At 58.5% G+C, this 11,422-nt stretch carries 10 protein-coding genes; 8 read left to right on the forward strand and 2 right to left on the reverse strand.

Translation table 11 applies throughout. The features are described from left to right. The first annotated feature begins 64 nt into the window (after window positions 1-64). Together pyk and befA are read left to right on the forward strand one after the other, a co-directional pair. Window positions 65-1,504 carry a pyruvate kinase gene (gene pyk / locus BN1135_RS08245; RefSeq protein WP_042020263.1) on the forward strand — a complete coding sequence of 480 codons (1,440 nt, stop codon included), beginning with the start codon at window positions 65-67 and terminating at the stop codon, window positions 1,502-1,504. Window positions 1,505-1,748: 244 nt separating this feature from the next. Continuing rightward, window positions 1,749-2,534 (forward strand): beta cell expansion factor BefA, encoded by a 786-nt coding sequence (gene befA / locus BN1135_RS08250; protein WP_042020264.1) that lies wholly within the window; start codon window positions 1,749-1,751, stop codon window positions 2,532-2,534. Between the two features lie 102 nt (window positions 2,535-2,636). Here the strand turns inward: befA and BN1135_RS08255 are convergent, their stop codons facing one another. After that, window positions 2,637-4,388, reverse strand: coding sequence for an amidohydrolase (locus tag BN1135_RS08255; RefSeq protein WP_042020265.1), 1,752 nt, complete (start codon window positions 4,386-4,388; stop codon window positions 2,637-2,639). 66 nt (window positions 4,389-4,454) lie between these two features. After that, window positions 4,455-5,366, reverse strand: coding sequence for an AraC family transcriptional regulator (locus BN1135_RS08260; protein ID WP_175479086.1), 912 nt, complete (start codon window positions 5,364-5,366; stop codon window positions 4,455-4,457). Between the two features lie 154 nt (window positions 5,367-5,520). Here BN1135_RS08260 and fliE point away from each other — a divergent pair, with 154 nt between their 5' ends. The 6 genes from fliE to fliJ all read left to right on the forward strand — a co-directional run bounded on the left by fliE (window position 5,521) and on the right by fliJ (window position 11,385). After that, complete coding sequence (fliE, locus tag BN1135_RS08265; protein WP_033135920.1) at window positions 5,521-5,838, forward strand: flagellar hook-basal body complex protein FliE; 318 nt, start codon at window positions 5,521-5,523, stop codon at window positions 5,836-5,838. Window positions 5,839-5,884: 46 nt separating this feature from the next. Further along, window positions 5,885-7,594 carry a flagellar basal-body MS-ring/collar protein FliF gene (fliF, locus tag BN1135_RS08270; protein WP_042020266.1) on the forward strand — a complete coding sequence of 570 codons (1,710 nt, stop codon included), beginning with the start codon at window positions 5,885-5,887 and terminating at the stop codon, window positions 7,592-7,594. Next, on the forward strand, window positions 7,587-8,648 hold the full coding sequence (gene fliG, locus BN1135_RS08275; RefSeq protein ID WP_042020268.1) for a flagellar motor switch protein FliG: 1,062 nt from the start codon (window positions 7,587-7,589) through the stop codon (window positions 8,646-8,648). Before fliF ends, fliG begins: the two co-directional genes overlap by 8 nt. A 68-nt stretch (window positions 8,649-8,716) precedes the next feature. After that, window positions 8,717-9,535 carry a flagellar assembly protein FliH gene (gene fliH / locus BN1135_RS08280; protein ID WP_042020270.1) on the forward strand — a complete coding sequence of 273 codons (819 nt, stop codon included), beginning with the start codon at window positions 8,717-8,719 and terminating at the stop codon, window positions 9,533-9,535. A gap of 50 nt (window positions 9,536-9,585) precedes the next feature. Further along, window positions 9,586-10,917 (forward strand): flagellar protein export ATPase FliI, encoded by a 1,332-nt coding sequence (fliI, locus tag BN1135_RS08285; RefSeq protein ID WP_042020271.1) that lies wholly within the window; start codon window positions 9,586-9,588, stop codon window positions 10,915-10,917. 27 nt (window positions 10,918-10,944) lie between these two features. Further along, entirely contained in the window at window positions 10,945-11,385 is a 441-nt protein-coding gene (gene fliJ / locus BN1135_RS08290) for a flagellar export protein FliJ (protein ID WP_042020272.1), read from the forward strand. Window positions 11,386-11,422: the final 37 nt, after the last annotated feature.

An 11,422-nucleotide genomic window follows, 5' to 3' on the forward strand; every position in this document is an offset into this window, starting at 1 on the left:
CATCGAGCCATGGGCTCGATAGGGCAGAATCTCAAGTTATATCCACTTCACATTGGAGTTTTTCATGCCTAGACGTACAAAAATTGTTACCACACTTGGTCCGGCTACTGACCGCGAAGGGATCCTTGAGGGGATCATTCTTGCCGGTGCCGACATGGTGCGGATGAACTTCTCTCATGGTACTGCGGAAGACCATATTCTGCGTGCCAACCAGGTGCGTGAGATTGCTGCCAAGCTTGGCCGCCACGTTGCCATCATGGGTGACCTGCAAGGCCCCAAGATCCGTGTATCCACCTTCAAGGATGGCAAGGTCTATCTGGCTATCGGTGACAAATTCATTCTCGATGCGGCCCTTGGTAAGGGTGAAGGGTGTCAGGAGCAGGTCGGCATTGACTACAAGAGTCTGCCCGACGATGTGATCGCTGGCGATATTCTGCTGCTGGACGACGGTCGGGTGCAGCTGAAAGTCGAGCAGGTTGAAGGTTCCCGCATTCACACCACTGTGACTGTGGCCGGGCCGCTTTCTAACAACAAGGGCATCAACAAAAAAGGCGGTGGTCTCTCCGCGCCGGCCCTGACCGAGAAAGATAAAGAAGATATCAAGACAGCTGCGCTGATGAACGTGGACTATCTGGCTGTCTCCTTCCCCCGTTGTGGCGATGACTTGCGCTATGCTCGCGAGCTGGCCCGCGAAGCCGGTTCTAACGCCAAGATTGTTGCCAAGGTGGAGCGCGCTGAAACCGTCGCTACCGATGAGGCGATGGAAGATATCATCCTCGGTTCCGATGCCGTTATGGTCGCCCGTGGTGACCTTGGGGTCGAGATCGGTGACCCCGAGCTGGTTGGCGTGCAGAAAAAGCTGATCCGTTATTCCCGTCGTCTGAACCGTGTGGTCATCACTGCGACCCAGATGATGGAGTCGATGATCAATGCACCGCTGCCGACCCGTGCCGAAGTGATGGACGTGGCCAACGCCGTGCTGGACGGTACCGATGCGGTGATGCTCTCTGCCGAAACCGCCGCTGGTCAGTTCCCTATCGAGACCGTCACCTCCATGGCGAGCGTCTGTGTCGGTGCCGAGAAGCACCCGAGCCTGAACGTTTCCAACCATCGCATGAGCTATACCTTTACCTCGGTGGAAGAGGCGTTGGCCATGTCGACCATGTATGCCGCCAACCACCTGGAAGGGGTCAAGGCGATCGTGGCGTTGACTGAATCTGGCACCACCCCGCTGCTGATGTCCCGTATCAGCTCCGGTCTGCCGATCTTCGCCATGTCTCCCCACAACAAGACCCTGGCCTGGACAAATCTCTACCGTGGCGTCACCCCGGTGATGTTTGACGGTGACGAGACCAAGCCGGTCTACGAAGTGTGCCGCGACGCGCTGGACGTACTCAAGGCCAAAGGCCTGGTACAGAGTGGCGACATGGTGCTGCTGACCCACGGTGACAAGATGGAAACCGTGGGCAGTACCAACACCTGCAAGGTGATGATGGTCGAATAACTGCTGCTATTTACTGTGTTATCAAAGCTGCTCGCCACTGGCGGGCAGCTTTTTTTATGACGGTTTCTGGGGAACTCAGCCGTCCGCATCAGGTGGTGAAGGACTCAATGATTGCTTCCATCACAGGTCCTCCTGATAATGCAGACATGAACCGGATAAAAAGCACACCGGATGGCAGATGCATGGCCATGTGCCGGATCGCGGGTGCGTCAAAAGGTCCCTCACTCTGAACGGGAGCAAGAAGATGAAAAAGCGTAACTGGCTGCTGGCCTTATCACTGAGTCTGGCATTTTCGCCCTGCTATGCCGATTGGGCAAAACTCAAGGCTGCAGCCTCTGATCTGGGCGTAGCAGTGAGTGAAACGAGCAAAGAGGTGTGGCAGGACGTCAGCGATTTTTCCAAAAAGAGTTGGGATTCTATCTCGGCCTGGGGCGAAGATGCTTTCAATACTGCCGGGGTCTGGACCGACAAGAGCATCGCGACCAGCAAGGAGTGGCTGAAGGCCGCCGATAAAGAACTCAACGAGATGCTCAACCCCAAGACGGCGAAAGAGGCGAGAGTCGCGCTCAATACCATGGCCGACACTGCGCTGATCCGGTTGTTCAACGAGCAGCCTTCAGCCAAGTTGCTGTTTGACAAGGCTTATGGCTATGCGGTGTTCGATTCGCGCAAGTTCTCCCTGATGCTGCATACCAATCAGGGGGCCGGGGTAGCGGTCAATCGCAAAAACGGCAAGCACACCTATATGAAGATGTTTGGTGCGGGTCTGGCGGCCGGGATCGGCGGCAAGTTCTATCAGCAGGTGATCCTGTTTGAAGACAAGGCCAGATTCGATGCCTTCGTGACCCAGGGTTGGGAAGCCACCTCCGAAGTGGGGGTGGTGGCTGGCAAGGAGAGCGCCGAGCTGACCGCCAAATACAATGGCGGCATGGCGATCTACCAGATTGGCGAGAAGGGCTTGCTGCTCGATGCCAATATCTCCGGCTCCAAATACTGGATTGACAAGGACTTGACTGAAACGAGCCGCTAATTGCGTTGTTATCGACCGGTCACTACACACCATGGCTTCGCCATAAGCTTGCAGTGAGTTTGCCAACAGGCCCGCAGTGCGGGCCTGTTGGTTCTCTCGGGGTCAGCGGGCTGAATAGACCTGCTTGCCCTTGAACATGGTCCAGAGCACCTTGGTTTCCTTGATCTGTTCGCTCGCCACCTGCTCCAGATTGCGATCCAGCAAGATCAGGTCAGCACTCTTGCCTGCGCTGATGGAGCCAATCTCTTTCTCCTGCCCAATCACCTTGGCGGCGTTGAGGGTATACGCCTGCAAGATAGCCTGACGGCTGATCTGCTCGCTGGCGGGGGGCAGCAAGCCAAGCTCCCCCTGGCGGGTGATCGCGGTATACATGGCGAGGAAAGGGCTGGGGCTGGAGACCGGCCAGTCACTGGCACCGGCGATAATGGCGCCGCTTTGCAGCAGGCTGCCTGCCGGATAGAGGCGGGCCAGCAGGGCCGGGGGCACTTTACCTTCCAGCAGCATGGTGGTCGCCACGTTTTTCCCGGCCCACAGCAGTTGCATCGACGCAGCCACATTGAGCGGTTTGAAACGGGCAATGCTGGCCGGGCTCACCACCTCCAGATGGGTGATACTGTGCAGCAGGCGGTGATCCCGGTTGTGGGCCCGGGCATAGGCGATGGCATCGAGGGATTCACGGACGGCTCGATCGCCGATGGCATGGAAGTGGGCGATCAGTTGATGGGCATCTGCGGTGCGGATCAGCTCGTTGAAACGCTGTTTGTCCAGATCGTCTTTGCCGCTATAACCGGGGCGGTTGAGGTAGGGTTCGCTCAACTTGGCGGTCTGGGATGGAAACTCGATGACGCCGTCTTGCAGGATCTTGATCCCCACCAGTTTGACGTCCGGGGCGTCTTGAAACTGCTGTTGCAGTGCCAATACGTCATCAATGATGGCGGGCGAGGCGTGGATCCCCACCAGTGCCAGTGCTGACACATGGCCGGTCAGCTTGCCTTCCCGGGAGAGCATGCTGTACGCCGGCAGCAGGCCGGTGTCGCGGCGATCCGGCTCGGCGTTGAAGATGGGCGCGAGGGGGCGAATGTTGCTGATAGGGTCCATCCAGGCGGTGATGCCCACCTGATTGAGCTGCTTGGCTGCTGTCATGATGGCTTTGGCAATCGTCTCGTCGCTGACGGGTGGCAAGGCTTTGAGGATGGCATCCCAGCCACCTTCCGAGGCAAAGCCACTCAGTTGGCCGGATGGGGTGAGGCCAAAATTGCCTTTCAGCGGGGCATAACGACCGGCAAGGGATTCGGCATCAATGCCCGCCTTGCGCAGCATGGCCTGATTGGCCCAACCGGTGTGGGCATCCGAACCGGCCAGCACTACGGGGAGCTGCTGGTATTGCGGGCCATTGAACACCTGATCGAGCAGGGGAAGCTGATGCCAGTAGTCGAGGGAGACATTGCTGTATAGCTGCACATCCCCCAGTGTCAGGCGGGGGTCATCCTTGCTGCGGGTCAGAAATTGCTGCACCTGCTCAACCTGATCCATAGCATCAGGAAAGTTAACCGTCATTCCCTGAAAACCGGCAAATGCTGCGTGAACATGGCTGTCGATGAGCCCCGGCATCAGGTACTTTCCTTGCAGATCAAGGCGTTTGGCATGGCTGCCGAGGCGGGTGCTGACCTCCTGATAGCTGCCGACCGCCACGATCTTTTTACCTTCAATGCCGACCGCCTCCGGGTGAGGGTTCGCCGGATCGCCGCTGTAGATGGTGCCGCCAAAGATCAGAGTCTGGCTCTGTGACTGGGCATTGGCTGCGGCAGGAAGCGCCACCAGCAGGCTGGCGAGCAACAGCGTTTTGATATTCATGGGCATGACTCCGTCGCTTCGGCGCCCGAAGGCACCGAAGTGGGTAAATGGAAATGAGGTATCGGCTTATCGGTTGATCAGCGGGATACAGATATCAAACACGTAATGATCCCGGTCGGGGTCAGTGCCCGCGTGGTATTGCTCGTAACACGGGCGATCGTCGCAGCTCAGCCCTTTGCTCACCACCCAGCGAAACGCCGTCTCCCAGCTGGCGACCAGTTGATCGCCGCGAGCGATAAACTGACATACCGCATAGGGGCCAGCGGCAATGGTCTGGGTGGTTAACTGGCGCCCAGCGGGGATCGTTGGCCCCAGCTCGATGCAGACGTCAGTACGGCAGCGCGTCTCATCGGTGATATCGGGGATATCCCAATAGAGACTCAGGGTGCCCGCCGGTGTCATCGCCTCGTCTGAGGCGAACAGCGCGAGCAGATCCCGATGGGCTTGTTCGCAGGTCTCCTTGCCATAGGGGCCCAGGCGACGCATGTATGCCACGCGCCGGGCGGGCATCTGCTTGATGCTTGCCCCCTGCAACAGACCCGGGTGTTCGGTGACCGGGTGCATGACCAGGCCATCATAGGTTTCAAAGGGAAGGGGATCGTTTCCAATCTTGCTTTTCCAGTTTCCCCCTTGCTGCTGGCGGTATTCCGAGGGGCTCATGGCGAAATGCAGGCGAAAGGCCTTGGCGAAATTCTGGGAGCTGGAGAACCCGGCGGCTAGCGCGAGGGTGGTGATGTCGCTCTGGGGGGAGGCCAGCAGGCGACGGGCGGCGCGCTCCATGCGCAGGCGTCGGGTAAAGCCAGCGATGGTTTCGCCGACCATCGTCTTGAAAATGCGATGGAAGTGAAAGGTGGAGATGGCGGCCGCCGTTGCGACTTCATCCAGACTCGGGTTGTCATCCAGATGGTGGCTGATGTAGTCCATCGCCTTGAACACAGGTTTGCGATAATCCAGAGCGGACTCCTTGCCAGCCAGCAAAAGTGGGCGTCAGAGTCGGATTTAATCAGAGCCACCTGCCGTTGTCGAACCCGTCCGGCCTGGTCTGGCCACTCATCCGCCCCGCGCTTTTAACGCATTGGCACTCTAATTGCTTATTGGCTGTCAGCGTCAATGATTTGTCTGGGGATGGAAAATGGAAATAAGTGCAAGCAGCCTGATGCAAGAGATGCAGGCGCTCAAGATCGAAGCAGGCGCCACGCCGCTGGCACAGCCCGGTCGTCCGGTGACATCCGACTTTGGTCAGCTGCTGCAACAGGCGCTCGGTAACGTCAACGAGCTGCAAGGCGCCGCCAATGATCTGCGCACCCGTTTCGATATGGGCGACAAGTCAGTGGATCTGGCCGAGGTGATGATCGCGGGCCAAAAATCTTCCATTGCCTTTGAAGCCACGGTACAGGTGCGCAACAAGATGGTCGATGCCTACAAGACCATCATGAACATGCCGGTATAAGTGATTACTGAACATCATGAACATGTCAGCAATAAGGACATAAATCGTGGCTACTGACCAAAACGGCGATCTGCTGATAAACGATGAGGGCACCACCGCCCTCGATGAAAATGAGCAGAAAAGTTCGGCCTTGGGCTTTCTGTCCAATACCGATGTGCTGCGGCAAATCACCCTGATCCTGGGGCTTGCCATCTGTCTGGCCATTGCCGTCTTCATCCTGCTGTGGGGCAAGGAGCCGGACATGCGTCCCCTCGGCACCTACAGCACCCAGGAGCTGGTGAAGACCCTCGACTTCCTCGATCAGCAAAAGATCCCCTATGAAGTGGATGGCAAGAGCGTACTGGTCAGCGCTGAAAGTTACCCCACTATCCAGCTGGCCCTGACCCGTGCCGGTCTCGCCAATGTCGTTGATGCCACCAATGGTGGTGAAGATATCCTGCTGAAAGATTCCAGTTTCGGCGTCAGCCAGCGGATGGAGAGCGAGCGTCTGAAGCTGAGCCGCGAGCGCCAGTTGGCGAGCGCCATCGAGCAGTTCCAGAATGTGGCCAAGGCCCAGGTGCTGCTGGCTATCCCGAAAGACAACGTGTTTGCCCGCAATGAGCGCAAACCCAGTGCCACTGTGGTGCTCAACCTGAAAGGCGCGGCGCTGGGGCAGGGTGAGGTGGACTCCATCGTCGACATGGTCGCCTCTGCGGTACACGGCCTTGAGACAACTCGCGTCACCGTCACCGACCAGAATGGCCGCCTGCTCAACTCCGGCTCGCAAGACCCAGTCTCTGCCCAAACTCGCAAAGAGTTTGCCATGCAGCAGAAGCAAGAGATCGAGTACAAGCAAAAAATTGACGCCATCCTGATCCCGGTGCTGGGTGCCGACAACTATACGGCGGAAGTGGATCTCTCCCTCGACTTCTCCCAGCAAGAGCAAACCCGCAAGACTTACAACCCGGATCTGCCTGCGGTGCGCTCCGAAATGACCATGGAAGAGAACAGCGCCAATGGTAGTAGCGGTGGTGTGCCGGGGGCACTCTCCAACCAGCCGCCTGCCGCGTCCAACATTCCCGAGCAGGCGACCGCTGCTGATGGTGCCAGCGCTGCAGCCTCTGGCCGCTCGCGCAAAGAGGCGACCCGCAACTTCGAACTGGATACCACCGTCAGTCACACCCGTCGCCAGATGGGTGGCATTCGCCGCATGACCGTTTCGGTGGCAGTCGATTACAAAGCGGTGCCCGGAGCGGATGGTGCTGTGACCCGCGAGGCCCGTAGCCAGGCCGAAATCGACACCCTGCGCCGTCTGCTGAGTGGCGGCCTTGGTTTTGATGTGACCCGGGGTGATACCCTTGAAGTGGTCGCCATTCCGTTTAATCGCCCCGAGCTGGAAAGTGTCGCCGACCTGCCAATTTACGAGCAACCCTGGTTCTGGCGTGCGGTGCGCATCGCGGCATCAGTGCTGGTGATTATCGTATTGATTGTCACCGTGGTTCGCCCCATGCTCAAGCGACTGCTCTATCCGGATGCCAAGCCTGAAGGGGAAGTGGATTTTGACAACCACACTGTACTGGGTGGCGATGACGAGTTGAGCCTGCTGTCCGCTCAAGTGGAGGGCGATCAGGTATTCGGTGTGCGTGATGGTCAGCTGAAGCTGCCTGATCTGCACCGCGATGAAGACTTGCTCAAGGCGGTGCGTGCGCTGGTGGCGAACGAACCGGATCTGGCCGCTCAGGTCATTAAAGAATGGGTAACCAACAAAGATGCCTGAAGAAAAGAAGACTCAAGTCATCGGTAATGACATCACCGACGGCCAGCGCCAGATCCTCGATCAGATGTCCGGCATAGAGATGGCCGCGGTACTGATGTTGAGCCTCAATGAAGAGGATGCCGCCCAAATCTTTCGCCATCTCGAGCCAAAGCAGGTGCAGCGGCTCGGTATGTCGATGGCCTCGATGTCTGACTTCAGTCACGATCGGGTAGCGGCAGTGCACCGTCAATTCATCGACGATATCCAGAAGTACACCAACATCGGTATCGGCAGCGAAGATTTCGTGCGCAAGGCGCTGGTGGCGGCCCTTGGCGAGGACAAAGCCAGTAATCTGGTGGATCAAATCATATTGGGTTCAGGCTCCCGTGGCCTCGACTCCCTCAAGTGGATGGATGCTCGTCAGGTGGCCAGCATCATCCTGAACGAACACCCGCAGATCCAGACTATCGTGCTCTCCTATCTGGAGCCGGAGCAGTCCGCCGAGATCCTGAGCCAGTTCCCGGAGCAGGTGCGCCTGGATTTGGTGATGCGGATCGCCAACCTGGAAGAGGTGCAACCGGCGGCGTTGCAAGAGCTGAACGACATCATGGAGAAACAGTTTGCCGGTGCGGCGGGTGCTCAAGCTGCCAAGATGGGTGGCTTGAAAGCAGCAGCCAACATCATGAACTATCTGGATACCAACATCGAAGGCCAGCTGATGGACTCTATCCGCGAGTCGGATGAAGAGATGAGCCAGCAAATTCAGGATCTGATGTTCGTGTTCGAAAACCTCATCGATGTGGACGACCGCGGTATCCAGACCATGCTGCGGGAAGTGCCGGGTGAGTTGCTGCAACGGGCGCTCAAGGGCTCCGACGATCAGATGCGCGAGAAGATCTTCAAGAATATGTCCAAGCGTGCGGCGGAAATGCTGGCGGACGATCTGGAAGCCATGGGGCCGATCCGGGTCTCCGAAGTGGAAGCCGCCCAGAAAGAGATCCTCTCCATCGCCCGCCGTCTTGCTGATGCAGGCGAGATCATGTTGGGTGGCGGTGGCGGTGAGGAGTTCCTCTAAACCATGGGCCATCAAGGGTACGGTTGTGCAGATACGGCATCAGGCTGTGACAAGGGGTACCTCAACCAATGAATAACAAACTGCGTGGCTACGTGCGTCCTGACGGGGAAGATGCTCCGGTAGAGGCGTGGGGCTGGCCACAGATGGAGGTCGAAGCGGCGGTCGAGACCAATGCCCTCGGTTTTGCGCCTGACTGGTATCAGCAGGAGGAGGAGGTCGTTGAGCCGGAGCCGGAACCGGAGCCGCTGCCGAGTATTACCGCCCAAGAGCTGGAAGCGATCCGCCAGGCTGCCTGGGAAGAGGGTATGGCCGAAGGTCATGCCGCTGGCTTTGCCAAGGGGCAAGAAGAGGGCAAGCTTGAAGGGCTGCAACAGGGGCACCAGGTTGGGCTGGAGCAGGGCAAAGAAGAGGGGCTTGCCATGGGGCGCGACCTGGTGGATCAGGAGATAGCCCACTGGCAGGGGCTTGTCTCCCGCCTTGCCACTCCGCTTAGTGAGCTGGATCAGGCGGTGGAGCAGCAGCTCATCTCGCTGGTGATGCAACTGGCACGTACACTTATTCGCCATGAAGCAGAGACCTCTCCCCGCATCTTGCTGGAAGCGCTGAAACAGGGGTTGGCGCTGCTCCCTGCCGCCGAACAGGGGGTGACCCTGATGCTCCATCCCGATGACCTCGCCCGGGTTGAGCAGGCATTCGGGGCGGAAGAGTGTGCCAAGCGTCAGTGGCGATTGCAGAGTGATCCCACACTCTCCCCCGGTGATTTGCAGCTGGCAACGGTACTCTCCAGCATCGACCTGACCCTCTCGGGCCGCATCGAACAGCTGCTGCGCAACTTTTTGCGGGACAATTCATCGCAAAATCCAGCCTCGCAGGATCCACGCTCATAACCGATGCCGGACTCTTGTCCGGCTGAATTTTTTATCTCTCAGGAGGCCAGATGAGCGGCTCGTTACTCACAAGATTGCAAGGGTATCGGGTGCGCGGTATTGCCCCCAAGCCACCCGTAGCCGGTAAATTAACCCGGGTAGTGGGGCTGACGCTGGAAGCCATCGGCTGTAGTGCGGCGATCGGTGCCCTTTGCCGCATCGATACTCAAGATGGGGAGCTGGAGGCCGAAGTGGTGGGTTTCTCCGGTGACCGGCTGTTTTTGATGCCGAGTGAACAGCTCAAGGGGGTTATTCCTGGCGCCCGGGTGGTACCGATGACCGAGGAGCACGGCATTCCGGTTGGGATGAATTTGCTGGGTCGCGTCATCGATGGTATCGGGCAGCCGCTGGATGGTCTTGGCCCCATCCTCTCCTCTCAAACGGTACAGTTTGCCCAGCACCGCATTAATCCGCTCTCCCGCCGCCCAATCCATCAACCGATGGATGTGGGGGTGCGCGCCATCAACGCCGTGCTGACGGTAGGACAGGGCCAGCGGATGGGGCTGTTTGCCGGTTCCGGTGTCGGTAAATCGGTGCTGCTTGGCATGATGACCCGTGGCTCGGTGGCGGATGTGGTGGTGGTTGGCCTCATCGGTGAACGGGGCCGGGAAGTGAAAGAGTTTATCGAAGACATTCTTGGTGAGGAGGGGCGTGCCCGCTCTGTGGTGGTGGCGGCCCCGGCCGACGCCTCGCCCCTGATGCGCCTTAAGGGGTGCGAAACTGCGCTCGCCATTGCCGAGTATTTTCGCGATCAGGGGCTCAACGTCCTGCTGTTGATGGATTCGCTGACCCGTTATGCCCAGGCCCAGCGTGAAATCGCGCTGGCGGTGGGCGAGCCGCCAGCAACCAAGGGCTATCCGCCGTCGGTGTTTGCCAAATTACCGGCGCTGGTGGAGCGGGCGGGTAACGGCAGTGATGGTCAAGGCTCCATCACCGCCTTCTTCACCGTACTGACCGAGGGGGATGACCTGCAAGACCCCATCGCCGATGCGGCGCGGGCGATCCTCGATGGCCACATAGTGTTGTCGCGCGAATTGGCTGATGCGGGGCACTATCCGGCTATCGATATCGAAAAATCCATTAGTCGGGTCATGCCCATGGTCACCTCGCCGGAACACATGGATTTGGCGCGTACCCTCAAGCAGTTCTACTCCCTTTATCAGCAGAACCGGGACCTCATCACCATCGGCGCTTACAGCCAGGGATCCGATCCCCGCATCGACCGAGCCATCATTCAAAAACCCTATCTGGATCAGTTCTTGCAGCAGGGAATGCGTGAGGTCATTCACTACGATGATGGCCTGCAGGCATTGCAGATGGTGGCCATGCCACTGATGCGTTGATAACGGCGTTGATGGAGGAGGTCGGCCATGAGTAAAGGGTTGCTATTGTTGGCTGATCGGCTGGTGGAGGCGGAGCAGCAGTGTGCGCTGGCGCTGGTGAAGGCGCAGCAGGATCTCAAGCTGTTCATGGATCAGCAAAACGCCCTTAACCAATATCGTCAGATCTATCACCAGCAGTGGACCGATCGCGGTCTGCAAGGGATCACCGCCCAGCAAAACACTCAGTATCACGCTTTTATCAGCAAGCTTGAGCAAGCGGCGACCCAGCAGTACGAAGGGGTGCTGCAGGTGCGTCAGGCGCTGGAGTTACGCCGTGAAGAGTGGCTGGCTGCCCAACAGCGGCGTAAGGCTGTCGAGTTGTTGTTGAAGAAGCAGGCGGGTCGCGAGCAGCAGAAAGCCCAGCGTCAGGAGCAGAAAATGCTGGATGAATACGCCATGCTGCGGCGCTTTCATCAAGCTGGCCTGTAACTTGCTTTGAACTGGACATTGTCGGGGGCCATCTCTT

It is taken from the genome of Aeromonas sobria, assembly GCF_000820145.1.
GTDB lineage: Bacteria > Pseudomonadota > Gammaproteobacteria > Enterobacterales > Aeromonadaceae > Aeromonas > Aeromonas sobria.